This is a genomic window from Arthrobacter sp. SD1074B (assembly GCF_056780195.1).
The window spans coordinates 3,386,719-3,411,385 of record NZ_JBRAZT010000001.1; the positions used below are offsets into that span (position 1 = coordinate 3,386,719).

The 24,667-nt window shown below is 68.5% G+C and carries 25 protein-coding genes; 13 read left to right on the top strand and 12 right to left on the bottom strand.

What is annotated here, in order from left to right:
* The first annotated feature begins 84 nt into the window (after window positions 1–84).
* Window positions 85–813: a FadR/GntR family transcriptional regulator gene (locus tag ACUYM2_RS15775; protein ID WP_481600906.1), complete on the top strand. Its 729-nt coding sequence runs from the start codon at window positions 85–87 to the stop codon at window positions 811–813.
* Here the strand turns inward: ACUYM2_RS15775 and ACUYM2_RS15780 are convergent.
* Together ACUYM2_RS15780 and ACUYM2_RS15785 are read right to left on the bottom strand one after the other, a co-directional pair.
* Complete coding sequence (locus ACUYM2_RS15780; protein ID WP_481600907.1) at window positions 810–1,781, bottom strand: aldo/keto reductase; 972 nt, start codon at window positions 1,779–1,781, stop codon at window positions 810–812. The two genes, ACUYM2_RS15775 and ACUYM2_RS15780, sit on opposite strands and share 4 nt — an antisense overlap.
* Window positions 1,782–1,851: 70 nt before the next feature.
* Window positions 1,852–2,724, bottom strand: coding sequence for an NAD-dependent epimerase/dehydratase family protein (locus tag ACUYM2_RS15785; RefSeq protein WP_481600908.1), 873 nt, complete (start codon window positions 2,722–2,724; stop codon window positions 1,852–1,854).
* Window positions 2,725–2,873: 149 nt separating this feature from the next.
* Between ACUYM2_RS15785 and ACUYM2_RS15790 the strand changes: the two genes are divergently transcribed.
* The 4 genes from ACUYM2_RS15790 to ACUYM2_RS15805 all read left to right on the top strand — a co-directional run bounded on the left by ACUYM2_RS15790 (window position 2,874) and on the right by ACUYM2_RS15805 (window position 5,144).
* Window positions 2,874–3,338 (top strand): universal stress protein, encoded by a 465-nt coding sequence (locus tag ACUYM2_RS15790; RefSeq protein WP_481600909.1) that lies wholly within the window; start codon window positions 2,874–2,876, stop codon window positions 3,336–3,338.
* Complete coding sequence (locus ACUYM2_RS15795) at window positions 3,335–4,093, top strand: SRPBCC family protein (RefSeq protein ID WP_481600910.1); 759 nt, start codon at window positions 3,335–3,337, stop codon at window positions 4,091–4,093. The genes ACUYM2_RS15790 and ACUYM2_RS15795 overlap by 4 nt, the downstream gene beginning before the upstream one ends.
* Window positions 4,090–4,767, top strand: coding sequence for a hypothetical protein (locus ACUYM2_RS15800; protein WP_481600911.1), 678 nt, complete (start codon window positions 4,090–4,092; stop codon window positions 4,765–4,767). The genes ACUYM2_RS15795 and ACUYM2_RS15800 overlap by 4 nt, the downstream gene beginning before the upstream one ends.
* 116 nt (window positions 4,768–4,883) lie before the next feature.
* Window positions 4,884–5,144 carry a DUF6480 family protein gene (locus ACUYM2_RS15805; protein WP_481600912.1) on the top strand — a complete coding sequence of 87 codons (261 nt, stop codon included), beginning with the start codon at window positions 4,884–4,886 and terminating at the stop codon, window positions 5,142–5,144.
* Window positions 5,145–5,309: 165 nt separating this feature from the next.
* Here ACUYM2_RS15805 and ACUYM2_RS15810 read toward each other — a convergent pair whose 3' ends face one another.
* From ACUYM2_RS15810 to mgtA, 3 genes are all read right to left on the bottom strand, one after another.
* Window positions 5,310–5,723, bottom strand: a complete 414-nt coding sequence (locus tag ACUYM2_RS15810) for a DUF302 domain-containing protein (protein ID WP_481600913.1) — start codon at window positions 5,721–5,723, stop codon at window positions 5,310–5,312.
* 3 nt (window positions 5,724–5,726) lie between these two features.
* On the bottom strand, window positions 5,727–7,076 hold the full coding sequence (locus ACUYM2_RS15815; RefSeq protein ID WP_481600914.1) for a phosphoribosyltransferase family protein: 1,350 nt from the start codon (window positions 7,074–7,076) through the stop codon (window positions 5,727–5,729).
* A gap of 100 nt (window positions 7,077–7,176) precedes the next feature.
* Window positions 7,177–9,924, bottom strand: coding sequence for a magnesium-translocating P-type ATPase (gene mgtA, locus ACUYM2_RS15820; protein WP_481600915.1), 2,748 nt, complete (start codon window positions 9,922–9,924; stop codon window positions 7,177–7,179).
* Window positions 9,925–10,233: 309 nt separating this feature from the next.
* On the opposite strand from mgtA, the gene ACUYM2_RS15825 reads away from it, so the two are divergent.
* Window positions 10,234–10,968 carry a GAF and ANTAR domain-containing protein gene (locus ACUYM2_RS15825; RefSeq protein ID WP_481600916.1) on the top strand — a complete coding sequence of 245 codons (735 nt, stop codon included), beginning with the start codon at window positions 10,234–10,236 and terminating at the stop codon, window positions 10,966–10,968.
* A gap of 13 nt (window positions 10,969–10,981) precedes the next feature.
* Here the strand turns inward: ACUYM2_RS15825 and ACUYM2_RS15830 are convergent, their stop codons facing one another.
* The 3 genes from ACUYM2_RS15830 to ACUYM2_RS15840 form a co-directional block, all read right to left on the bottom strand.
* The gene (locus tag ACUYM2_RS15830; RefSeq protein ID WP_481600917.1) at window positions 10,982–11,665 is read right to left on the bottom strand and encodes an esterase/lipase family protein; all 684 of its coding nucleotides are present in this window, start codon (window positions 11,663–11,665) and stop codon (window positions 10,982–10,984) included.
* A complete protein-coding gene (locus ACUYM2_RS15835) occupies window positions 11,662–12,462 on the bottom strand; it encodes an alpha/beta fold hydrolase (protein ID WP_481600918.1) in 801 nt (266 codons plus the stop codon). Before ACUYM2_RS15835 ends, ACUYM2_RS15830 begins: the two co-directional genes overlap by 4 nt.
* 168 nt (window positions 12,463–12,630) lie before the next feature.
* Window positions 12,631–12,978: a cupin domain-containing protein gene (locus ACUYM2_RS15840; RefSeq protein WP_481600919.1), complete on the bottom strand. Its 348-nt coding sequence runs from the start codon at window positions 12,976–12,978 to the stop codon at window positions 12,631–12,633.
* 138 nt (window positions 12,979–13,116) lie between these two features.
* Here ACUYM2_RS15840 and ACUYM2_RS15845 point away from each other — a divergent pair, with 138 nt between their 5' ends.
* A complete protein-coding gene (locus ACUYM2_RS15845; RefSeq protein ID WP_481600920.1) occupies window positions 13,117–13,365 on the top strand; it encodes a hypothetical protein in 249 nt (82 codons plus the stop codon).
* A 19-nt stretch (window positions 13,366–13,384) separates the two neighbouring features.
* Here the strand turns inward: ACUYM2_RS15845 and ACUYM2_RS15850 are convergent, their stop codons facing one another.
* Window positions 13,385–13,798 carry a VOC family protein gene (locus tag ACUYM2_RS15850; protein ID WP_481600921.1) on the bottom strand — a complete coding sequence of 138 codons (414 nt, stop codon included), beginning with the start codon at window positions 13,796–13,798 and terminating at the stop codon, window positions 13,385–13,387.
* Window positions 13,799–13,956: 158 nt separating this feature from the next.
* Complete coding sequence (locus ACUYM2_RS15855; RefSeq protein ID WP_481600922.1) at window positions 13,957–14,523, bottom strand: type 1 glutamine amidotransferase domain-containing protein; 567 nt, start codon at window positions 14,521–14,523, stop codon at window positions 13,957–13,959.
* Window positions 14,524–14,755: 232 nt separating this feature from the next.
* Here ACUYM2_RS15855 and ACUYM2_RS15860 point away from each other — a divergent pair, with 232 nt between their 5' ends.
* Window positions 14,756–15,007, top strand: a complete 252-nt coding sequence (locus tag ACUYM2_RS15860; protein ID WP_481600923.1) for a DUF2630 family protein — start codon at window positions 14,756–14,758, stop codon at window positions 15,005–15,007.
* Window positions 15,008–15,038: 31 nt separating this feature from the next.
* On the opposite strand, the gene ACUYM2_RS15865 is transcribed toward ACUYM2_RS15860, so the two are convergent.
* On the bottom strand, window positions 15,039–15,740 hold the full coding sequence (locus ACUYM2_RS15865) for a FadR/GntR family transcriptional regulator (RefSeq protein ID WP_481600924.1): 702 nt from the start codon (window positions 15,738–15,740) through the stop codon (window positions 15,039–15,041).
* 131 nt (window positions 15,741–15,871) lie between these two features.
* On the opposite strand from ACUYM2_RS15865, the gene ACUYM2_RS15870 reads away from it, so the two are divergent.
* The 5 genes from ACUYM2_RS15870 to ACUYM2_RS15890 all read left to right on the top strand — a co-directional run bounded on the left by ACUYM2_RS15870 (window position 15,872) and on the right by ACUYM2_RS15890 (window position 22,701).
* Window positions 15,872–17,269: an SLC13 family permease gene (locus ACUYM2_RS15870; RefSeq protein ID WP_481600925.1), complete on the top strand. Its 1,398-nt coding sequence runs from the start codon at window positions 15,872–15,874 to the stop codon at window positions 17,267–17,269.
* 65 nt (window positions 17,270–17,334) lie between these two features.
* Window positions 17,335–18,576, top strand: coding sequence for a CaiB/BaiF CoA transferase family protein (locus tag ACUYM2_RS15875; protein WP_481600926.1), 1,242 nt, complete (start codon window positions 17,335–17,337; stop codon window positions 18,574–18,576).
* Window position 18,577: 1 nt separating this feature from the next.
* A complete protein-coding gene (locus ACUYM2_RS15880) occupies window positions 18,578–20,095 on the top strand; it encodes a carboxyl transferase domain-containing protein (protein ID WP_481600927.1) in 1,518 nt (505 codons plus the stop codon).
* 79 nt (window positions 20,096–20,174) lie between these two features.
* The gene (locus ACUYM2_RS15885) at window positions 20,175–21,131 is read left to right on the top strand and encodes a CapA family protein (protein ID WP_481600928.1); all 957 of its coding nucleotides are present in this window, start codon (window positions 20,175–20,177) and stop codon (window positions 21,129–21,131) included.
* Window positions 21,132–21,249: 118 nt separating this feature from the next.
* Window positions 21,250–22,701, top strand: coding sequence for a S8 family peptidase (locus tag ACUYM2_RS15890; RefSeq protein WP_481600929.1), 1,452 nt, complete (start codon window positions 21,250–21,252; stop codon window positions 22,699–22,701).
* A gap of 103 nt (window positions 22,702–22,804) precedes the next feature.
* Here the strand turns inward: ACUYM2_RS15890 and ACUYM2_RS15895 are convergent, their stop codons facing one another.
* Window positions 22,805–24,298: a purine-cytosine permease family protein gene (locus ACUYM2_RS15895; protein WP_481600930.1), complete on the bottom strand. Its 1,494-nt coding sequence runs from the start codon at window positions 24,296–24,298 to the stop codon at window positions 22,805–22,807.
* Window positions 24,299–24,667: the final 369 nt, after the last annotated feature.

Genomic DNA, 24,667 nt, shown 5'->3' on the forward strand with positions numbered 1-24,667 from the left:
GCATCTTTACATCTGCTCTGCAGCGATCTTAGAGAAATAAAGCAGACTTAAACAACCCCTTGTGCCCACCCGTATGATTTATTCATGCAAACCCCAAAGGCGGCGTCCCCGGCAGACCTGCACTCCGTGCTCGTCCAGAACCTGGGGCTCGCCATCGCCGAGGGGAGCCTGGCGGCGAACTCGATCCTCCGGCTGGACGAGCTGGAGGCGCAGCACGGCGTCTCGCGCTCGGTGGTCCGGGAGGCCACCCGGGTCCTCTCCTCGATGGGCATGCTCGCATCGCGGCGCCGGCTGGGGACCGTGGTGCAGCCCGAGGAGTCGTGGAACCTTTACGATCCGCAGGTGATCCGCTGGCGGCTGGCCTCGTCCCGGCGGGTGGACCAGCTGCGCGCCCTGAACGAACTCCGCGGCGCCATTGAGCCGCAGGCCGCTAGGCTCGCCGCCGAACGGGCGTCGTGGGACACCGGCAGCGACCTCGTCGCCCAGGCCGCCCGGCTCTGGGCCGCGGGCCAGCGGGGCAATCAGGACGACTTCCTGCAGCTGGACATCGAGTTCCACGCCGCCGTGCTGCGGGCCTCCGGCAACCCGATGTTTTCCCAGCTGCACAACCTGGTCGCCGAGGTCCTCACCGGCCGCACCGAGCACGGCCTGATGCCGCACCTGCCCCAGCACGAGGCGCTCCAGCTGCACGTGGACGTGGCCAGCGCCATCCAGCGCGGCGAGACAGACGCCGCCCACGCGGCCATGCGCCGGATCGTGGAGCAGTCCACCGAGGAAATCGGCGACATCTGGACCAGCCACCAGGGGGTTTAGCGACCGCCGGCGACCTTCCGGCTCCGCTGTTCCTGGGCCATCGGGCCGTAGGGATAGACCCCGACGCGCGGGCGGCTCACCTCGCTCAGCCGCCCCAGCTCCGCCCCGGTCAGTGCCAGGCCCGCGGCCGCGAGGTTGTCGGCCAGTTGCTCCGCGCTGCGGACCCCCAGGATCACCGAGGTCACCGCCGGCTGCTCAGCCAGCCAGGCCAAGGCCACCTGGGCGTCGCTGGCCCCGTGCCGGCCGGCGATCTCATGCACCGCCTCGACGATCTCCCACGTGCGCGGGTCCGCGTTCCTGGCTTTCCACGCCTCCATGCCGCGCTCGGGATTCTCGCCCAGCCGGGTGGCTCCGGTGGGCGGCTGGTCCCGGGTGTACTTGCCGGAGAGCCAGCCTCCGCCCAACGGCGACCAGGGCAGCAGGCCGATGCCGGCGTCGAGCGAGGCCGGGACGATCTCCGACTCGATCTCGCGGACCAGCAGGCTGTACTGCGGCTGCAGCGTTACCGGGGCGCTCCAGCCGTGTGCCTTGGCCACGTGCACGGCCTTGGTCAGTTGCCAGCCCAGGAAGTTCGAAAAGCCGTAGTAGGCGATTTTTCCGCTGCTGACGGCGTCGTGCAGGAAGCGCAGGGATTCTTCCACGGGCGTGATCGGGTCCCAGGCGTGCAGCTGGTACAGGTCGATCTGCTCCACCCCGAGGCGGCGCAAGGAATCATCCAGGGCGCGGTTCAGGTGCCGGCGGGAGGTGCCGACGTCGTTCGGGGCCTGTCCCATCGGGAAGCGGGCCTTGGTGGCGAGCACCACCCGGTCCCGGGCCTCCGGCCGCGCGGCCAGCCAGCGGCCGATGATCTCCTCCGACACCCCCGCGGCGTAGACATCGGCGGTGTCGATGAAGTTGCCGCCGGCCGCGAGGTAACCGTCCAGGATCGCGTGGGACTGCTCCTCGGTGGCCTCGGCGCCGAAGGTCATGGTGCCCAGCGCCTAGTTGGAAACGACGGCGCCGCTGGCGCCCAGGGTGCGGTATTCCATAAGCTTCCGATCAGTCTTCGGTGGGCGTGGTGCGCAGCGAGTGGTAGTTCCGCCAGCTGTGTTCCGGGGCGTAGCCCAGCAGCCGCTTGGCCTTGTCAATCGAGAGCATCGTCTCATGCTCGCCGAGTTCCTTGACCACCTTGACGTTGGGGAACACCTCGGCGGCCAGTTCGCTGCTGGGGCGGCTCATCACGGTGTCCTCGTTGGCGATGATAAAGGCCTCGAAGCCCGGTCTTCCATGTTCCAGCGCGCGGGCCACAGCCTGCGCGCCGTCGCGGCCGTCAATATAGCCCCAGAGGTTCCACTTGCGCAGCCGGGCATCGGCGTCGAAGGACGGGAACTCCTCGTAGTCCTCCGGGTCCATCACGTTGGAGAACCTCAGCCCGGTGATGCTCAGCGTGGGGTCCCAGCGGGTCAGTTGGATTGCCATCTGCTCTTCGAGGTGCTTGACCAGCGAATAGGTGCTTTCCGGGCGGGCCGGGTACTCCTCGTCCACCGGGATGTAGGGAGGGTCCACGTCGAACGGCAGTCCCAGCACCGTCTCGCTGGACGCATAGACGATCTTTTTGATGCCCGCGCGGCGCGCGGCCTGGAACACGTTGTAGGTGGCCTGCATGTTGTTCTCAAAGGTCGCGGCGTCCGGGGCAAGGCCGGGGGCCGGGATGGCCGCCAGGTGCACGATCGCGTCGAAGCCCTCATGCCGGTCATCCAGGCCGAGGATGACATCGACCACCTGCCCGAAGTTCCGCAGATCCACACGGGTGAATCCGTGCTCCCGCTCGCCCGACTGGTCCAGGTTGGTGACCTGGTGGCCGTCGTCGGTGAGTCTGCGCACCACGTTCCTGCCGAGCTTTCCGCTTCCTCCGGTAACTGCAATTCTCATCAGGGTCTCCTCCGTGCTGGGGCGGCTGCTGTTCCCCCCACCCTAGAACGGACCACGCGCCGGTGCATCCCGGACCGGCGCGGGGCGCACGCCGGCGCGGTGACCTTTGGCCCTAGGCACTGCCGGGGGGAGGAGGCAGGGTGGGTGCCATGAGCGGAGATCAGCGGATAGTCGTGGGCGTGGACGGCTCCGAGTTTTCAACGACGGCACTCCGGCTCGCCGGACAAATGGCCACCAGCCTGAACGCCCCGCTGGAGGTGATTACGTGCCTCGGCACCTCGGATTTCTTCCTCGCAACGCACCTTCCGGAGGAGCGCACCGCCTCAACCAGCGAACTTGAGGAGACCGCCAAACGCCTGGTGGAGCAGTCGCTGGAGAGGGCTTTCGGCGATTCCCGCCCTGAGCGGCTCACGCGGCAGGTCAAGTTCGGGCCGCCGGCAAAGGTGTTGGTGGACGAGAGCCGGGACGCGCAACTGCTCGTCGTCGGACGGCGCGGCCAGGGCGGCTTCCTCGCCCAGGTGATGGGCTCGGTCAGCAGCGCCTGCGCGGCGCATGCCCATTGCCCGGTGCTGGTGGTCGGCCAGGAGGCCGGCGAACGCAAGCCCGGCGGATGAGCGGACGAACGGCGCAGGCCGCGCCCCGCCCGCCGTTTGCTGCCGGGCTGAAAGGGCCGTTCGCGGCGCTGGTTGCCGCCGGAGCCGCGGCAGGCTACGTCCTCGCCGTCCGGCCGCGGTTGCTGCGCTGGGGCGCCACGACGCAGGAGGCCGCCGGTCCGCTGCCGGGAGACGAACTCGTCCCGACCCCGCGCCTGCAAAGCACCCGGGCCGTAAGCATCGCTGCCCCGCCGGCGGTTGTCTGGCCGTGGCTCGTGCAGCTCGGGGCAGGCCGCGGCGGCATGTACAGCTACGACGCCTTGGAGAATGCCGCCGGCCTCGGCATGCACAGCGCTGACCGGATCCTGCCCGAGTTCCAGCACCTCGCCGTCGGCGACATTATTCCGTTGTCCCCCGGCGGCGGTGTCCCGGTCAGGCGGCTCGAGCCGTCGGCCGTGCTGGCGCTGGGCGGAACCATGGACCCGCGAACCGGGCAGGTCACCGGCGAGGTCTCGGACGACGGACCGCCGGCGGGAGGCCCGCGACTGGATGTCGGGTGGACCTTTGTGCTGCAGCCGCTGGGTGTCCGCAGTACGCGGCTGCTGTCCCGGACGCGTTACGACTATTCACCGTTGCCGCTGGGCATTCCGCTGCGAGTGGTGCTCGAACCGCTGCAGTTCCTGATGGAGCGCCGAATGCTGCTGGGCATCCGCTCCCGGGTGGAGCGCCGGCATCCCCGCGGCAGGCGCCGCCGCAACTGGGGAGGCGCCGGGTGAAATCGGCGCAGGCAAGCATCATCGCCGGCATCGTCCTGATGGCGGTCGGACTGTTGTTGCTGCTGGACCTGCTCGGCGTGGTTAAGGGCGCCGCCTATCTGCCGGCGCTAATCTTTGCCGCTGTCGGGGTGGTGTTCCTGTCCCTCTTCATCCGCAGCCGGGAGAACTGGTGGGCGGCCATCCCTGGTTCGGTGTTCCTGGGCCTGGCCGCGGTCATCACCGCCTCGCAATTCGCGGACGGAGGCGCGGGCGCAGCCTTCCTGTTCCTGTTTATGGCAACGGGATTCGCGGCGGTCTACCTGCGTGAACGGTCCAACTGGTGGGCTTTGATCCCCGCCGGGGTGATGCTCACGCTGGCAGCCATCGTTGCCCTTCCGCAGGAACTGCAGGGGACGCCCGTCGCCGCCGTCCTGTTCCTGGGCCTGGCGGCCACCTTCGGCCTGATTTCCCTCGTCCCGGTCCGGACCGCCGGTCACACGGTCCGGATGAAGTGGCCCTTAATCCCGGCCGCCGTGCTTGCCGTGCTGGGAGCGATTTTCGCTCTGCAGGCCACGGCGCTGCTCATCGCTGCGGACTTTGCGGTCCCCGCCGTCATGATCCTGGCCGGGATTGCCCTCCTGGTGTACGCCTACCGCGCCCGCCACGACGGGCAGCACAAGGCACACGGCGCCTAGGGCTCCCTCATCCGGTTTCTCTTCAGGGCTCATGGCCGAATTCGTGCCCGGACGGCTAGGATAATCAGCATGCTTATTAAGCGTCCAGAGTTACCGAAACTAGGGAAGGCATGACCATGAGCACCTACCATCCGGAAAATGACCCGGCCAACCCCGATCCGCCCAAACCGGGTGGCGGCTCCGCGCGTCCGCAAAGCGTGCCCGGTGCAATGCAGCGCGGCGACCAGGAGCCCCAGCCCGCCGACCAGGGAGGTTCGCCCAATCCCGATCCACTCAGCGGCAAAATCACCGGGCTGGAGCCGGGCGGGGGCGTCCCGCCAGGTGAGACACCGCCGGCCGAGGGCCAGATGAGCCGCGATCAGGGCCACAGCGAGTAAGGGCACGCCCCTGGGCCTGACCGACGCGTTCCCGCCCAGTTGTTGGCGGCCGCGGCCCCCCGGGGGCCGAGGTTTCCTTGCGGGTCCGCGGCGGTCCCCGGCCGCGGACCCGAAAAACCGGGCAGGAACGTCGCCGGCCTCAGAAGAGCCGCGGCGGCCGCGAAATTAGGCGTCCCCCGCCAGCTGGGCCATGGCCGCGCGGAGCCGGGTGCCGGCATCGTCCGCCACCTCACGGACCGCGGGGCTGTCGCTGAGTTGCACCATGGTCTGCGGATCGATCGCGTGCACCGTCGTTCCGGCCGCACCCGGACCGCGGCGGACCACCACGTTGCACGGCAGCAAGGCCCCCATTTCCGGCTCGGCCGCAAGGGCACGGCTCGCCAGTTGCGGGTTGCAGGCGCCCAGGATCACGTAGTCGCCCAGGGCCTGCGCGGCGTCGTCGCCGAGTTTGGCCGCGAAAGTGTCGCGAACGTTGATCTCGGAGAGGATCCCGAAACCCTGCTCCGCCAGGGCGGCGCGGGTCTTTTCGACGGCGTCTGCCCAGCTCAGCGGGACGACGGCGGTGTAGGTGTAGCTCATGGATCACTCCTGGCTTGTCGGTTCGGTCACGGTCAGCAGGTACTTGGCGAACCAGTCCCTGGCGAGGATGGCTGCCGCGGCCAGCGTACCGGGTTCCTCGAACAGGTGCGTGGCGCCCTGGACCACGGCCAGCTGGTTCAGGCACCGCATCATGGCCTTGGCCTTGCGGTTCAGCTCCAGCACCTCGTAGTCGAAGCTGCCCACGATCAACAGCGTGGGCGCGCGGACGGCGGAAAGCCGCGGCCCGGCCAGGTCGGGGCGTCCGCCGCGGGATACGACGGCGGCGATCCGGGCGGACGGTTCGGAGGCGGACCACAGTGCAGCTCCCGCCCCGGTACTGGCGCCGAAATACCCGATGGCGCAGGAAGCGGTGTCCTCGCGGGTGCCCAGCCAGTCCGTGGCCGAGGACAGCCTGCGCGCCAGCAGCTCGATATCGAAGACGTTGGCGCGGTTGCGTTCCTCCGCCGGGGTCAGCAAATCCAGCAGCAGGGTACCCAGCCCGGCGCGCTGGAGCACGCTGGCCACGAAGCGGTTGCGCGGGCTGTGCCGGCTGCTGCCGCTGCCGTGCGCGAAAACCACCACGCCGCGGGCCGGCACGGGAAGGTGCAGCTGGCCCTGGAGCCGGACACCCCGGGATGGGATCTCCACTTCCTCGTCGGATTCGCCCGGGTCCCCGGATCCCTTCGCCGCCACGGCTGGCCGGGACGAATCCCGCAGCCGCCGGGCGGCGGCGTCGAGCAACTGGACTACCTCGTCGTCCTCGGTGGGTGAGAAGTCACGGTAGTGGTATCCGACGGCGGAAAAGTGCCGGGGGGTGGCCAGGCAGACCACTTCGTCGGGTTCGCTCAGGCTGGCCAGGGTGTCGGCCGGCGCCACGGGAACTGCCAGAATCACGCGCGCGGCGCCAAGCTTCCGGGCGATCCGGCAGGCAACCCGGGCGGTGGACCCGGTGGCGATTCCGTCGTCGACGATCACCGCGATGCGACCGGTCAGGTCCTGGCGGCCGCGGCCCTTCCGGAACCGCGCCACCCGGTCCTCGAGCACGGCCCGTTCGCGCTCCTCGACGGCCTGCAGTTCCTGCTCGCTGACCCGCGACTGCGCCAGCACATGCTCCTCGAGCACCCTTGCCCCGCCTTCGCCGATCGCCCCCATCGCCAGTTCGGGCTGGTACGGCAGCCCAAGTTTCCGCACCACGATCACGTCCAGGGGCGCGTCCAGGGCGGCGGCAACCTCGAACGCGACCGGGACGCCACCGCGGGGAAGGCCAAGGACCACGATGTCCTGGCCTCGCAGGTCCGACAGGCGCCGCCCCAGCTGCCGCCCGGCGTCAACCCTGTCTTCAAAAATGCTCATCGTCTTGGCTTTCCAATCGGGCGCCGGCAGTCGGACTCGTCCTGCGATGCGCCCCCCAATCCGGGCATCGGACCAGGTGGCCCGCTTCCTTCACTATCCGTCAGGAGTTCCGGGGATGTGAGGGCCCTTGTACCCGGTTTCGTTTGCGCCGGACGGGCCTTCCCCGCCGGGGCGCCAGCGGGGACCGGCGGGCGTGCCGGGTGGCCGCCGCCGTGGTGCTGAAGCGCGCGGCGCGGCGGGCAACGTGGTGGTCCTTGCCCCGGCGCCGAACCCTGGGCAGCACCGGCGCGGCGGGCTGCTGGGCCGCCCGGGAGAAGAACCATTGCTTCGCCAATTCCACCAGCACCAGGTACACCACCGTCATGCCCAGCAGGGCCAGGAAGAAGGGCACCGGGAGCGGATCGAAGCCCAGGACGGCGCCGAGCGGGGACAACGGAAGATAGACGCCCAGGGCCACCACGCCCAGCGAGGCTCCCAGCAGTCCCAGGGACGGGCGGCTGCGCAGGAAGGGAACGCGGCGGGTCCGGATCGCAAAGATGATGAGCGTCTGCGTCGCGATCGACTCGATGAACCAGCCGGCCCGGAACTCCCCCGGCACGGCGTCGAAGACGAACAGCATCAGGGCGAACGTCGCGAAGTCGAAGACCGAGCTGATCGGGCCGAAAAGGAACATAAAGCGCCGGATGAAGGCGATGTTCCAGTGGGCCGGCGCGAGCAGCTGCTCCTTGTCCACCCGGTCGCCGGGGATGGCCAGCTGGCCGGTGTCGTACAGCAGGTTGTTGAGCAGGATCTGCCCCGGCAGCATCGGCAGGAAGCTCAGCACCACGGACGCCGTTGCGGCGCTGAACATGTTGCCGAAGTTGCTGGAGGTGCCCATCAGGACGTACTTGATGGTGTTGGCGAAGATCCGGCGGCCTTCCATGACACCATCGGCCAGCACGCCGAGGTCCTTGTCCAGCAGTACGACGTCGGCGGCGTCCTTGGCCACGTCGGTGGCGCTGTCGACGGACACGCCGATGTCCGCCTGGTGCAGCGCGAGCGCATCGTTGACGCCGTCGCCCATGAACCCGACGGCTCCGCCGCTCTGGCGCAGCAGCCGGATGATCCGGGCCTTCTGCTCCGGGGAGACGCGGGCGAAGATGCTGGCCTCGCGTGCGGCGGCGCTGAGCTCCGGATCGGACATTGCCTCCGCCTCGGCACCGGTGATGGTCCCGCCGGAGAGCACGCCGAGTTCGTCGCACACCTTCTCGACCACCTTGGCGTTGTCCCCGGTGGCGATCTTGACCGTGATGCCGAGGGCCTCCAACCGGTCCAGGGATTCCCGCGCGTTGGCTTTGGGCCGGTCGAGGAAGACCAGGAACCCGGCCAGGACCAGCTCCTTTTCGTCGGCCGGCGACATGTCGTCCATGCCGGCGGCGGCCCGGGTGGCCACGGCCACCACGCGCGATCCGGCGTCGAACTGTTCGTCCAGCAGGGCCTGCACGCTGGCCGGAGTGGCGCCGCACAGTGCCAGGACGTCCTCCGGCGAGCCCTTGGTGATGATCCGGGCGGGGCCGCCGGCGTCGCGGACCAGCACGCTGGTCCGCCGACGCTGGTGGTCAAAATCGATCACGTCGAGCCGTTCGAAGCGCGACGGCTCGAAAGCCGCGGCACCCGGCGACTCCCACAGCGCAGCGTCCAGCGGGTTCTGCCCGATGACGGACCGCTTGGCTTCCGCGTAGTCCGCCTCGGTGGCGAGCAACCCCAGGGTGAACAGCTGATCCGCGGACAGGCCGGCAGCCACGGGCAGGGCGGCCGTGAGGCTGATCCTGCCCTCCGTGAGGGTTCCGGTCTTGTCCGTGACCAGGATGTCCATGTCGCCGAGGTCCTCGATGCAGACCAGCCGTTTGACCAGCACCTTGCGTTTGGCCAGCTGCCGGGTGCCCGTGGCCAGGCTGGTGCTGACGACGGCGGGCAGCAGCTGCGGGGTGATGCCGACGGCGATGGCCAGGGAAAAGAGCAGTGAATCGATGACCGGGCGCTGGAGCAGCAGGTTGGCGATGAAGATCAGCGACGTCAGGACGACCGCCACCTGCAGCAGCAGGAAGGAGAAGCGCTTGAGCCCGAGCTGGAATTCGGTCTGCGGTTGCCGTTCGCCCAGGCCTAGGGCGATCCGGCCGAATTCGGCCCGGCCGCCGGTCGCCACCACCACCCCGGTGCAGCTACCGGACTGGACCACGGTGCCCATGAACAGGCAGGACGTCAGGTCCCCCAGCGCCGCGCCGCCGGCCACGGGGGCGGGATCCTTGCCGACCGGCAGCGACTCCCCGGTCAGGATGCTCTCGTCGCAGAGCAGGTCCTTGACCGCCAGCAGGCGCAGGTCGGCCGGGATGATCGCACCCAGCCCCAGCTGCACGACGTCGCCGGGAACCAGGGCGGTCACCTCCACCTCGCGGGCGGCCCCGTCGCGGAGCACGACGGCGGTGTGCGTGACGCGCGAATGCAGCGCCTCGGCCGCGCGTTCGGCGCGGAATTCATTGCTGAACCCCAGGCCCACACTGACAAGCAGGATCACGCCGATCACGATGGAGTTGGTCGCGTCCCCCAGCGAGAGCGAGAGCGCTGCGGTGATGAGCAGCAGGATCAGGATGGGGCTGCGGAACTGCCGGCCCAGCACGGACCAGCCGCTTGCCGCATGCGTCCGGACCGCGTTCGGCCCCAGCGCCTGGAGCCGCTCGTCGGCCTCCGCTTCGGCCAGGCCGCCGGGGCCTGAACCCAGCAGGCCGAGCACCGTGGCACCGTCGGCGCGCGCGGCGTCGGCGATGGTCAACGGCGGGGAGGCGGACTCCCGCGTTTCGAGCTGTTGCATCCAGAATCCGTCCGGTTACCTCGCGATACGGCTAAGACTACGTCGGGAGCTGGGGCGAGTCACCGGGGGTGCGGTCGGCCAGCGAGCGGCCCCGCCGGGCGGGCCGGGAATCCCCGCCCGCGGGCTGGCGAATCTCCCGGCAAAATGCGGGCACAGTCCTGTATATAATTTTTTTCGGTACGGTTTAGCAGAAGGCCGTTGGATAGTTCTTCGATCCGGCTTAGCTGCCGCTTACCACCGCCACATTCCGTGCTGTGGGGCGCCGCCCGCCGGGTCGATTCGACCCGAGCGAAACGGCATCAAGGAATAGTGGCAAGCGAGTCAACGGCAACATCGATCACCCAACACCTGCAGCAGCTCGTGTTGAACAGCGCCGATGTGGAGGAATTCCTCGGCGAATTGGCCCGGGTTTCGGCGCGCATCCTTTCCGAACCGGGTGACGAAATCCTGTGCGGGATCACCTTGCTCCGGCAGCGGAAAGCCGCCACCGTGGCCAGCAGCAGCCCGGCCGCACAGGCCATGGACGAAATCCAGTACGGCTTCAACGACGGCCCCTGCGTTACGGCCTCCCGGGAACAGGAAACAGTGCACATTGCCGACCTGGACGAAGACACGCGGTGGCCCCAGTGCGCGGCCAGGGTCCGTGAACACGGCATGCGTTCCATTCTTGCGGTGCCGTTCCTGCTCGACGGCGAAACCCGGGCAGCACTGAACCTCTATTCGCACCGGCCGCACCGCTTCGACGAGCGCGCCCAGGAACTGGCGAGGGTTTTCGTGAGCCAGACGACCATGGCGCTCGGGCTGGCCGTGCGTTTCGCGAACTTCAGCGACACGGCGGACAACCTCAAGGCGACGCTGGAGAGCCGCACCGCGATCGACGTCGCCGTGGGCATCATCATGGCGCAGAACCGCTGCAGCCAGGCGGAAGCATTCGATCTGCTCCGGACCGCCTCCAGCACCCGCAACGTCAAGCTGCACGCCGTCGCCTCCGCGATCGTGGACGGCCTGGGCCAGGGCCCGGCGCGGACCCACTTCGAGGACTAGGCGGCCGGACCGCTCACAACGCGGCCGGTGCGCCAGCTTCCGCCAGCACGGTGCGGATGGTGTCCTCGTCGGCAAGGATCCGGAAATGGCCGCCGGTATTCAGTTGGATGTTGTGCGCTCCGGGAAGCACGCTGCCCTCCGGGATGTGCGGATCGAAGAGGCCGTAGACCGAGGTGATGCGTTCGTTGACGCTTTGCTCGCGGGACAGCTGCAAGGTTACGGCGTTGCGCGGCGACAAGGCCCGCAGGCTCGGCAACAGCATGTAGCTCGCGTAGCGGGATCCTAAGAACGGGGAGCACACGGCCACCATCCGGGTAATGCGTCGCGTCTGGTCCAGCAACATCATGGTGTACTTGCCGATCAGCCCGCCCTTGCTGTGCGCCACAATCATGGTGTCCCTGAGGTCGCGTTGGTGGAGGTAGTCGGCGATCAGGGCCGCGGCTTTCGGTACCGCCAACCGGTTGCGCTGCAGTACGGTCACTACGTGTACGGGATGCCCGGCCGCGTGCAGCTCCCGGATCAGCGGCAGCATAAAGCGCCAGTCCTCGTAGATGCCGGGGATGACGAGGACGGGCCGTCCTGTGCCACTGAGGAACTCGTCGGGACTGACGCGGGAGACCGCACTGCGCAACTGCCGGCCGACGGCGTAAACATAGTCCCGGGCCCACCAGCCAGCGACCTGGACGGGCGTGCTCACGCGGTGAACCCTTGGGGCGCTTCGCTTTCATCGGCTGCGATGCCGGCGAAGGCGAGGATGGAGCCGGCAACCTCGACGGCTCGGTTGTGCTGGACCACGTGCCCGGTACCCTCGATTTCCAAGACCTGCGCGGTGGTCGCCCGGGCGGCAAGGCGCCGGCACCAGTCCGCCGGAGCCACCGGGTCGTTCGCGCCCCGCAGCACGAGGACGGGGGCGCTCACAGCGCTAATCCGTTCCTCGAGGCGGTAGTCCATCATGATCCGCAGGTTCTTGAGGTACCAGCCCGGTCCGCAGCGAACATAATCCGTGAAAACCAGGGCGTTGGACGACGGGCTCTCGAAGAACAGGCAGTCGCGGCCCAGCGCCAGGGCCTGCTGCGCCACGGTCGGCCGCCGGTCATTCACCACCGGCCCCATCAGCACCAGATGGGGGATCCGGTGCGGCTGCTGCAGGGCGGCTTCCACCGCGAACTGGGTGCCCATCGAGTGCCCCACCACCACGAACTCCAGCACTCCAAGCTGCTCGAGCGCTCCAAGGAGGTAGGTGGCCTGCTCCGCAACGGTGAGCGAATGCTCCGGCGTGGGCGTGGCCCCGAAGCCCGGCAAGTCGACCGAAAACGTGTCGACCGAATCAGCGAGCAGCCCGTGCAGCCGGCGCAGGTAACGGTGCGAGGCCCCGATCCCGTGGAGGAGCACGACGGCGGGCCCGGCCGCCGTCGCTCCCGCCGGCCGCCGGGAGGCAAAGACGTGGCCCAGGTGGCCAGCGGCCTCGACCTCGATCCGCACGGGCCTGCTCATGGTGGGTCTCGTTTCTGTTCGTCGTCTAGTAAGCATACTGACAGATGACGGGTCATGCGCGGGCCGAACAAGCTGGCGTACCGTGCAAGCTCCGGCCCGCCCGGTTCCCTGCGGGCCCGGCCCGCGGCTCGACGTGGGCGCGGGAAACCGTCTAAAGGGCGGCCGCCGCTAGCTGGTCGCCGGACCGAGCGGCTCTTCAGCGCCTTCGCGCCCTGGGGCAGGGTCCTTGAGCTCGACGAAGATTGTGTGCGTCTCGGTATCGCCGGTGTTCTCGCCCGAGTGGGACTGCGCGGGCAGCCAGCGCGCCAGCCCCGAGGGGAGCTCGACGTCGACCTCCCTGCCGTTGGCAGAGAGCCGCCGACGGAAGCTGCTGAGCGTGATCATCACGCTGTCGGGATGCGAATGCCGGACGGTCTTCTCCCCGGGCTGGTCCGTGTACTCCAGCACGCGCACGCGTTCATTTTCGAATACCACCCGGTACAAGCCCGGGTTCGTCGCCACCGGATCCTGGTTCATGGCGAGACTCTAGTACCGGCGCCCGTGGCGCGCCAGAGCCTGCTGCCGTCGGCCTGTACGGGGGCGCGGCGCCCCTGTACCTTGGTGTGGAGCATCCCGGGGCGAAACCCCCGGCGCAGCCCACCATCGGAGGAACGCATGAGCAGCAAGCCGATCGAACCTGAAGACATCGTGAGCGACGGGGTGGAGGGCGGCGAGAAGCCTATTCCGCGCGAAGAAAGCGGCGCGGGTTCCGCCGGCACGGCGCCGGACGCCCCGGAAAAAGGCGCCCCGGCAGGTCAGGCACCTCCCGAGGGCGACACCCAGAAGGTGCCGGGGCCGGCCGAGGAAGACGACGAAAAGACAGCCGACGACCGCGGCCTCACCACCGACACCACCCCCGACTGAGCAGCCGCCGCCGGCAGTGCTAACCGGCAGCCGGGGCGATGTTGACCAGCCAGTCCACCCCGAACTTGTCCTTGCACATGCCGAAGGTGTCGCCCCACGGGGCCCGCTCCAGCGGCATGGTCACTGTGCCGCCGTCGGAGAGCTTGTCCCAGTAACCGCGGAGTTCGGACTCGTCGGTTCCGCTGAGGGACACCGAGAAATTGTTGCCGGGCGTGTAGTCCATGCTGTTGGGAGTGTCGGCTCCCATCAGCACCAGTCCCTTGTCACCGGTCAGCATCGCGTGCATGATCTTGTCCTGCTCGGCAGGGTCCTCACTGGCCTGGAACTCGGCGAAAGTGCTCATGTTCAGCTCCCCGCCGAACACGGACTGGTAGAAGGTCATGGCCTCCCTCGCGTTGTCGCGGAAGCCAAGGTAGGGGTTGAGCGTGGTCATATCCGGGACTCCTTGGTAGCAGCGGGTGGCGGCGGGACTGGCGAACGGCAACGCCCGTACCGGCGCAGCTTACAGGCATATCCTGCCCGAAACCGGGCCCACTTCATAGAGCCCGCCCACCGCCAGGGGAGCCGCCCCCGGCGGCGGGCGGCGGCCGCCTAGGCGGTCTGGCCGGCGTGCTCGCCCTCGGCGATTTCTTCCAGCAGCTTGTCGTTGAAAGCCGGCAGATCGTCGGGGTTCCGGCTGGTTACCAGGCCTTGGTCGACCACCACTTCCTCATCAGTCCAGTTGGCGCCCGCATTCTTGAGGTCGGTCTCCAGCGTGTAGTAGGAGGTCAGGTTCCGTCCGTTCACCACGCCGGCGTCGATCAGCAGCCAAGGGCCGTGGCAAATTGAGGCCACCGGCTTGTGCTGCTCGAAGAAGCCGCGCGCGAAGGCCTGGGCGCCCTTGTCCGCGCGCAGATGGTCCGCGTTCACGACGCCGCCCGGAATCACCAGGGCGTGGAAGTCCGAGGCGTTGGCCTGGTCGACGGTGAGGTCGACGTCGAACGTCTCCCCCTTGTCCGTCCCGTCGTAGCCCTGCAGCTTTCCGCTCTTGGGCGCCACGAGGGTGGGTTCTCCGCCAGCGTCCTTGACCGCGTTCCACGGGCTGGTCAGCTCAATCTGCTCGACGCCGTCCGTCAGCAGAAACGCGACCTTCTTGCCTGCAATGTTGTGTTCCGACATGTGTCCTCCTCTGGCCAGCGCGAGGGTCCGGCGGCCGTGCGGCCACTCATGTCCCACGCGGAGAGATTGGTGCCTTACAGAAACAACTCTAGGAAGCCGGAAAATAATAAGCAAGCTGACTATGTCTTTGGGCTGTCGGGTTCCGCGCACCGGCCAGCCTCTGGTCACGGCGACCGCCCGTGGTTACGCTGGCGGGTACGCACAGCTTCAGGACCGCAGAAAGCAGGACACCATGGACGAACGGGATATCCTCCAGCGCATCACCTCACTGGTGGACGAGGAACGTGAGCTCCGGGAGCGCGCCGAATCCGCGAGCCCCGACCATGACCACGTCCCCGACCGGCTGCGGCTCCGGCAGCTCGAGGAGGATCTGGACCAGTGCTGGGACCTGTTGCGGCAGCGTCGGGCCAAGCGTCAGTACGGCGAGAACCCGGATGACGCGCAGACGCGCCCCGTCACGCAGGTCGAGGGCTACAACGGCTAAGCCCCGAGCCGCCCCGGGCCTGCGCCGCTAGCTATTTGAGCAGGTCGACGTCGGACACCATCTCGATGTGGGCCAACATGGCGGCGGCAGCGCCAGGGGCATCCTGCACCCGGATCGCGTCGGCAATCTTCCGGTGCGAGGCGATGGACTGCTCGGGGCGCCCCGGCTGCCCTAGGGATTCGAGCCGCGTCTCCAGGATCATTTCCGCGATGAAGGCCATCAGCTGGCCCAGCACCGCGGAGTGGGCGGCGGCCGTGACGGCCTGATGGAAGAGTTCATCGCCCCGCGCACCCTTTGAGCCGGCGGCCACCTCCTCGGCCATCACGTCAATCGCCGCATCGATCGCCTGCATGTCTTGGTCCGTCCGCCGCGCGGCCGCCAGTTCGGCGAGCTTGACCTCCAAGGTGCTGCGGGCCTCGACGATCTCCGGAAGCCTGCTGCGGTGTTCGCGCAGGCCCCTGATCACCGCGGGGACGTTCGGTCGGTAGACCAGCACGGCTCCGGTGCCGTGCTGGACGTCGATCACGCCAAGGACCTCCAGCGCCACGAGCGCCTGGGCCAGCGTGGCGCGGGAGACCCCGAGCCGTTCCGCCAGGTCCCGCTCGGCCGGCAGGAGGTCGCCGGGGCCGAGCTGCGCCGACTCGATGAAGTCCAGAAGCTGCGCCACGAGCTGCTCGTACAGGCGCGGCCTGGACACGCGGGATATCTCCGGGACCTCAGACTTCTTTGCCATCTTCAACATCCTCCCGATATAGCGACACGCCCATCCTATCCCGGCGGCGTATTGACAAACTCACCTACTGTCTAAGAGGCTAGGCCAGTAGTCCTGTAATCCACATCACACTATTCCCCGGAGGAACAAAGATGTCCGCTCCCGTGCTTTCCATCATCGTCCTGGCGGTGATGTTCCTGCTGGCCACGGTGCTGCCCCTCAACATGGGTGCGCTGGCCTTTGTCGGCGCCTTCCTGCTTGGCTCGGTTTTCCTCGGCATGTCCACCAACGACATCCTGGCCAATTTCCCCGGCGGGCTGTTCCTGACGATCGTTGGTGTCACCTACCTCTTCGCCATTGCGCAGAACAACGGCACCATTGACCTCCTTGTCCGGGGTGCCGTGCGGATGGTGGGCAGCAAGGTCGCGCTCATTCCGTGGGTCATGTTCGCCATCACCGCGCTGATCACCGCTGTGGGCGCGCTCTCCCCGGCCGCCGTCGCCATTATCGCGCCGATCGCCCTGAGCTTCGCAGCGAAGCACAAGATCAACCCGCTCATGATGGGCATGATGGTGATCCACGGCGCCCAGGCGGGCGGTTTCTCCCCGATCGCCGTCTACGGCGTCACGGTCAACGGCATCATCGCCAAGACGGACCTCGCGGCGAGCCCGATGGCCATCTTCCTGGCGAGCTTCTTCTTCAACCTCGTCATCGCGCTCGTGCTTTTCATGGTCCTTGGCGGCAACAAGCTGCTCTCCTCGAAGACCGGGCAGTTCATCGAGCAGGCGGCCGAGACCCGCATGAAGGTCAGCGTCGGCGCCCGCGCTGCCGGCGTCACCCTGCAGGGCTCCGGTTCTGACATTTCCCCCGCCAGCGTGTCCGCCAAGGGCAGCAGTGCGGACGTTTCCACCGGCGGCGCAGACAAGACCGCCACCGCCGGCGGCGCCCGGGCGACCGTACCGCAGATCATCACCGTCCTGGGCCTGATCGCCCTGGCCGTGATCTCACTCGGGTTCAAGGTCGACGTCGGATTCGTCTCCATCACCATCGCCATCATCCTGGCCCTGGTCTCACCCGAGGCCCAGAAGGGGGCCGTGAACAAGATCAGCTGGTCCACCGTACTGCTCATCTGCGGCATGCTGACCTTCGTCGGCGTCCTCGAAGAAGCCGGCACCATCAAGTTCGTCTCCAACAGCGTCGCCGACCTCGGCATGCCCCTGCTTGCAGCCCTGCTGATCTGCTACATCGGCGGCATCGTCTCCGCCTTCGCTTCCTCCACCGCCATCCTGGCCGCGCTCATTCCGCTGGCGGTTCCCTTCCTGGCCAGCGGTGAAATCGGGGCCATTGGCGTCATCGCCGCACTCGCCGTTTCCTCCACGATCGTGGACGTCTCGCCGTTCTCCACCAACGGCGCCCTTGTGCTCGCCAACGCGCCGGAGGACGTGGACAAGGACAAGTTCTACAAGCAGATCCTCGCCTACAGCGGCGTCGTCGTCGTCGCCGGGCCGGCCATCGCCTGGCTGGTGATGGTCGTCCCGGGCTGGATGTAGCCGTCCCCGGCCGATCCCGGCGCACGCACCGCACACCCTGGAACTGCAAAGAAAAAGGACCGATTATGAGCAAGGAATCCGACCGCCCCGCCGAGGGACCGCTGTCCGGCTACCTCGTGGTGGACCTCAGCCGCGCCCTCGCCGGCCCGCACGCCGGCATGATGCTGGCCGACCTGGGGGCCCGCGTGATTAAGGTTGAGAACCCCGGGACCGGGGACGATACCCGCGGCTGGGGACCGCCCTTCGTGGGGCCCGAGGACGATCCGCAGGCCACGTACTTCCTGTCCTGTAACCGCAATAAGGAGTCCATCGCGCTAGACCTGAAGAGCGACGACGGCCGCCAGATCCTGCGCGAGCTGATCGGCAGGGCCGACGTCGTGGTGGAGAACTTCCGCCCCGGCGTGCTGGACCGGCTCGGCTTCTCGACGGCGGAAATGCACGCCCTGAACCCGCAGCTCGTGATCCTGTCCATCACCGGGTTCGGACATGACGGTCCGGAGGCATCGCGCAGCGGCTACGACCAGATCCTGCAGGGCGAGGCCGGCCTGATGTCCCTCACCGGCTCCGGCCCGGACGATCCGCAGCGGGTGGGGGTGCCGATCGCTGACCTGCTCTCCGGGATGTACGGGGCGTTTGGCACCCTCGCCGCACTGCTGCAACGCGAAAGGACGGGCAGGGGCCAGATCGTCCGGACCTCCCTGCTCTCAGCCCTGATCGGGGTGCACGCATTCCAGGGCACCCGGCAGACCGTGGCCGGCGAGGTGCCGCGCGCCCAGGGTAACCACCACCCTTCCATCGCCCCCTACGGGCTGTTCCACTGCCGGCAGGGACGGGTCCAGATCAGCGTGGGCAGCGAGAAGCTCTGGAATACCTTCGCCACCACGTTCGGGATCGACACCACACGACCAGAGTTCGCCACCAACGCGGACCGGGTACGGAACCGCGAAAAAGTCATCGAGGCCGTGGAGGACGCTTTCGCCGGGTACGAAGCCGAGCCGCTGCTGGCCAAGCTGAACGAGGCGGGCATCCCGGCCGGCAAGGTCCGGACCTTGGACGAGGTCTACCAGTGGGAGCAGGTCCACTCGCAGGGGCTGGTGGTCGACGTCGAGCACAAGGTGCTGGGAAAGATCAGCCTGCCCGGGCCCCCGCTGCGGTTCTTCGACCAGGGCGATGCCCAGGAGACGACCCTGACCTCGCACAGCGCTCCGCCGCTGCTGGACCAGGACGGGGAGCAGATCCGCCGCTGGCTGGACCACGCCACGGGCGTTCCTTCGGCGGCCGGCTCAACGGGCCAGGGCGGCCGCTGACATGCTGGCGGAGCAGAAGGTCCGGCACTTGGACGCCGCCGAACTCGTCGCCACGGTGCTGGATGCGCACTCCTACCGGAGCTGGGACCGGCCGGTGACGGACCCGGACCCAAGTCCTGCATACCAGGCAGAGCTGGCGGCGGCGCGCGAGAAATCCGGCGTGGACGAGTCCGTCCTGACCGGCGAGGGGCTGATCCGCGGGCGCCGGGTCGCGGTGATCGCCAGCGAATTCCGTTTCCTGGCGGGTTCCATCGGAGCCGCCGCCGCCGAACGGATCGTCAGCGCCGTCGAACGGGCCACCGCGGAGGGCCTGCCCCTGCTGGCGGGGCCCGCCTCGGGCGGTACCCGGATGCAAGAGGGGACGCTGGCGTTCTTGTCGATGGTCAAGATCACCGCCGCGGTCCGGGCACACCGGCAGGCCGGACTTCCCTACCTTGTGTATCTGCGCCATCCCACCACGGGCGGAGTGATGGCATCCTGGGGTTCCCTGGGCCACATCACCGTCGCCGAACCGGCCGCCCTCCTCGGGTTCCTGGGCCCGCGGGTCTACGAGGCGCTGCACGGCAAGCCCTTCCCGGAAAACGTCCAGGTTGCGGAGAACCTCTTTGACAAGGGACTTGTGGACGCGGTCGTCCCTCCGGGGCAGCTGCCCGATATCGTCAACCGGGCACTGGATATCCTCAGCGCCGGCACGCCGGCCCCGGTGGGTCCCCCGCCGACCCTGGCGGTGGCGCCGTCGGACGCCAGCGCGTGGGCCTCAATCGAGATCTCGCGGAACCCCCGACGGCCGGACCTCCGCCAGCTCCTGGTCCACGGGGCGCGGGACGTACTGCCCCTCAACGGCACCGGCCAGGGCGAGAAGGATCCCGGGCTGCTGCTGGCGCTGGCCCGTTTCGGCGGGAAATCCTGCGTCGTACTCGGCCACACGCGGCCGAGGCCGTCGCAGCAGACCGCCATGGGGCCGGCCTCCCTCCGCGAGGCGCGGCGCGGCATGCGGCTGGCCGAAGAGCTGGGCCTGCCGCTGCTGACGGTGATCGACACCGGCGGCGCCGCGCTCTCCAAGGAGGCTGAAGAAGGCGGGCTGGCCGGCGAAATCGCCCGGTCCCTGCATGACTTAATCGGGTTGCAGTCGCCGTCTGTCTCGGTGCTGCTGGGCCAGGGCGCCGGCGGCGGGGCGCTGGCACTGCTCCCGGCCGACCGGACCGTAGCCGCCCAGCACGCCTGGCTCTCGCCGCTGCCGCCCGAGGGCGCAAGCGCCATCGTGCACCGGACCACCGACTTCGCTCCGGCCATGTCGCAGGCCCAGGGCGTCAACGTAGCGGCGCTGCACGCCAACGGGTTGATAGACCACATTGTGGACGAACGCGACGACGCGGCTCTGGAGTCCCGGGCATTCTGCCAGCGGATGGGGCAAGCCATCGAATACGAGCTGTCCCTGGTCTCGGCCGCCGGGATCGGCGAACTGTTGCCGCGCCGGCTTGAGAAATTCCGGAACCTGGGCGGCCGGCTCCGCGGTTAGGTCAGCACGGCCGAGAACGACGGCGGTACGTACCGCCGTCGTTCTTCCGTTGCCCGGCCGGGCGGTCCATGCTGGTGCCATGCAGATCGCATTCCTGGGTGATGTCATGCTCGGCCGGCTGGTGAACGAGTACCTGAAGACCGCCGGGCCGGCGTATCCGTGGGGCGACACCCTGCCCGTCCTGCGGCGGGCGGACCTGCGGATCGCCAACTTGGAATGCGTTATTGCCGACGGCGGGGCGCCCGAACCCGGGAAGGTCTTCACGTTCCGAACCGACCTGGACAACGTTCGCAGCCTGGTCGAAGCGCGGATCGAGCTGGTGTCACTGGCCAACAACCACGTGCTTGATTACGGGCCGGACGCGCTGCGGGAGATGCTCGGCGCGCTGGACCGGCACGGGATCCTGCACGCTGGCGCGGGTACGGACCGGCCCGCCATCCGGCGGGTCGGGGCCATCGCCGTCGGATGTGTGGCGTTCACGGACAACCAGCCGGACTGGGAGGCGGCGCCCGGCTCCCCCGGCGTGCACTACGTCCCCGCGGCGGAACACGGCGAGCGCGTCGAGGAGCTGCTGGAGCTGCTGCGGCGGACCAAGTCCCGCGTCCAGGCGCTCATCGTTTCGGCGCACTGGGGCGGCAACTGGGGTTCGGGCGCACCGGCGGAACACCGGGCCATGGCGCGGCGCCTGATCGACGCGGGCGCCGACGTCGTGTTCGGACATTCGCCGCATATCTTCCGCGGCGTGGAGGTGTACCGGAACCGGCCGGTCATTTACGGTGCCGGGGATTTCGTCGACGACTATGCCGTGGACCCGGAGGAGCGCAACGACTATTCCTTCGTTTTCCTCCTGGAGACCGACGGCGGGGCGCCGCGGCGGCTGCGCTTGTTTCCCACCGTCATCGCCGATTTCCAAGCCCGGATGGCGGGCCCGAGCTCCCGGGAGATCGCGGCCCGGATGTCCCGGCTCTGCACGGACCTCGGCACCGTCAGCAACTGGGACGCCGACGGAAGGTGCCTGGAAATCCCGCTGGACTAGCCGCCGCCGTCGCCCGCGCCGGGCCCGGGGTCCGAATGCCCCTGATCTTTCCGGGCCGCAGGGCCTACCATATGGACGGGGGGCACTCGAAAAGCACCACGCTTACTGGGAGGCCACGATGTTTACCACTGTCCGCAAACTCTTTCCGCACGTGCAGAAAACATTCGTGGATCCCGGCCGGACCCGGCCTGGCACCGCCGCTCCCCCGCTTCACCGCACGCGGACGCGGAGCCTCGTGGGGGGACTGGCCGCGCTCGCCCTGGCGACCGGCGGGGGAATCGCCGCCGCCGCGCCCTCGACCGCCGCCGAATCTGTTCAAAGCTACATCGTTGTGCTCAAGGACGGCGCCGGCGATGCCGGCGCGCTGGCCGCCGCGCAGCAGGGCAAGTTCGGCTTCAAAGCCTCCAACGTCTACCGCAGCGCCGTGCTCGGCTACTCCGGCGCCATGACGGCGACCCAGGCCAGGAAGCTCGCCGCCGATCCGAGTGTCGATTTCGTGACGCTCGGCCGGCACTTCGACGAGCCCGATGAGCCCAAGACGCCTAATACCGAGGTGGCCCCCTTATGGTGGCAGCGGATCGGCGGCGATCCGGAAGAGGCCAGGGACGCCGTCCGCGCCGGAGCCGGCAATGACAACGGCTCCGGAGTCAACGTCGCGGTCATCGACAGCGGAATCGACGGCAGCCACCCGGACCTCAACGTCGTCGGAGGGATCGACTGCACCTCCGGGAAACCGGTGGAAGTGACACCTGTTGACGTGATGGGCCACGGGACGTCGGTTGCCGGGGTCATCGGAGCCCGTAACAACGGCTCCGGCATCATCGGCACGGCGCCCGGCACCCCGCTCTGGTCCGTCCGCGTCGTGTCCAACACCGGCTCCATCACCGAAGAGAGCCTGATCTGCGCCATTGACTGGGTGACCTCAACCCATAAGGACGACAACGAGGACAACGACATCGCCGTCGCCAACATCAGCATCGGCGGCCCGGGTACCGACACGGCCAACTGCGGCAAGGGCACGGACCCGATGCACTACGCGATCTGCCGCTCGGTCAGGGCCGGCGTCACCTACGCGGTCGCGGCCGGAAACTCCGCCGCCGACCTCGCCGGCACCGTGCCTGCGGCGTACCACGAGGTGCTGACGGCGACCGCCATGGCGGACTTCGACGGGAAGCCGGAGGGCCTGGCGCCCAGCCTTTGCGGCCGTGACGACTGGCGGCGCCTCGGCCAGCTGGACGACCGGCCGGCGTTCTTCTCGAACTTCGCGGTCAACGCCAGGGACAAGCGGCACACGATCGCGGCACCCGGCGTGTGCATCCTGTCCACCGTGCCGGGCGGATACGGCATCAACAACGGCACCAGCTTCGCCAGTCCCGCGGTGGCAGGTGCGGTGGCCCTGTGCATCAACAACGGCGCCTGCCAGGGATCGGGACCGGAAGTCAGAGAGCAGTTCCTGGACATCGCCGCGGCGTACAACAACCGGCACGAGGACTTCGGCTTTATCGGAGATCCGCTCCGGCCGTCCGGTGCCAAGTACTACGGCTACCTGACCCAGATCAGCCGGCTCTGACCCGGCTTACCGGAAACAACGGAGGTCCCGGCCGCGGGTGCGGCCGGGACCTCCGTCATCTGGCGGATCCAAGCGGCGGCCGGGACTCGGCCGGTGGCGCGGCTCAGGCCATGGGGGTGCCGGCGAGCCGGCCGGCCTCCGGTGCCCGCACCGGTTCTGCGGCGAGCGGGCCGCCGTCGTGCGGGTAGATCATTTCTGCCGGGGCGTTGGAGTTGCGCCTGGCGAGCGGGTAGAAGACCAGGGCGGTGACCGCCAGGCCCACCAGCCAGGAGATGTCGGATCCGCCCAGCACCTCGGTCATCGGGCCGGTGTACAGCGTTTGTGCCAGGAAGGGAATCTGGGCGACGATGCCGACGGCGTAGGACAGCAGCGCGGTCTTGTTCCACCGCCCGTAGCGGCCGTTCGGGTCGTACAGGGCCGGGATGTCCACCTTCTCCTTGGAGATCAGGTAGTAGTCCACCAGGTTGATGGAGCTCCAGGGGATGAAGACCATGAGCAGCAGCAGCACGAAGTTCTTGAAATTGGCGAGGAAGTCCGGGGAGGCCAGCATGGCGATCAGCACGGTGAGGCCGATGAAGCCGATCACGTAGACGAACCGGGTGCGCGACGCGGCTGCGGACTTGCGGGTGAAGGCCGTGACGGAGGTCAGCATGGTCATGTAGCCGCCGTAGGCGTTCAGCGTGTTGACCGTCAGCTTCCCGGTCACGATCACGAGGTAGATGACGACGGCGACCAGCCCGCCGCCGGACAGGTTGCCCAGGAAGGCTACCTGACCGTCGAGGAACCGCTGGCCCTTCGGCAGCGCCAGCGACGCGAAAAGGGCGCCGAGCGTCATGGACCACTGTGAACCCAGCACGGTCCCGAGGAATGCGGCCAGGAACGTCTTGCGCGCCGGGGTCTTCGAGGGAAGGTAGCGCGAGTAGTCCGCGACATAGGGGCCGTAGGTCAGCTGCCAGCCGGCGCCCAGCGAAATGGCGAGCAGGAAGGTGGGGAACTCGAACGTGCCCGAGGCCAGGAGGGCACCGACGTCCTGGCTCGCGAACAGCCGGATCCCCAGGTACGTGAAGCCCAGGACGCCGATGACGGTGGAGATGCGGCCCAGCAGGTGGATGTATTTGTAGCCGAGGGTCGCCACGAGGACCGTGAGGGCACCGAAGATCACCATGCCCACGGCAGGGGTGCCGGTGCGGGTGATCTGGTCGATGGCCTGGCCGGCGAGGACGGTCCCGGTCGCCGCGAAGCCGAGGTACATGACGATGACGAGCACCAGCGGAATCACCGCCCCGAAGACGCCGAACTGGGCGCGGCTGGAGATCATCTGGGGCAGGCCGAGCTTCGGCCCTTGTGCCGCATGCAGGGCCATCACGGCGCCGCCGAGCAGGTTGCCGACCAGGAGCCCCAGGATTGCCCAAAGCGCGTCTGCGCCGAAGAGCACGGCCAGGGCGCCGTCGACAATTGCGGTGATCTGCATGTTCGCCCCGAACCACAGCGTGAACTGCTGCCCGGGAGATCCGTGGCGTTCATTTTCCGGAACGAAGTCGATGGAGCGGCGCTCGACCCGCCGCCCGGCGGAATCCGTTCGTGTCGAAGCTTGCATGCTCGTCCTCACCAAAGATCAGGTTGGGTTTGTCCGTCCATCTGAGCATGTCCCGTGACCTGGATCACGGGGAACGGGAACGGTTGTGTCCGGGATTCCGGACGCTGGACGGCTTGAGGGTCCCGACGTTCCCGCCCGGTTCTTCCGCAGCCGGCCGCAGCCGGCCGCGGAGATTCCGCGTGATCCGCGGGAGTGCGGCGGCCGGACTGCCTGCCCCGGGCCGAGAACTGGGACGGAACGCTGGCGCCAAGCCCGACGGCGGGGGAACCGCGCCGGATAGCCGCCGTTTACATATCCGAAACACGACCGACACGCGACCTTCACGAAACGGCAGTTCCTGTAACGTCCCCGCAACGTAGTTCCCGATTG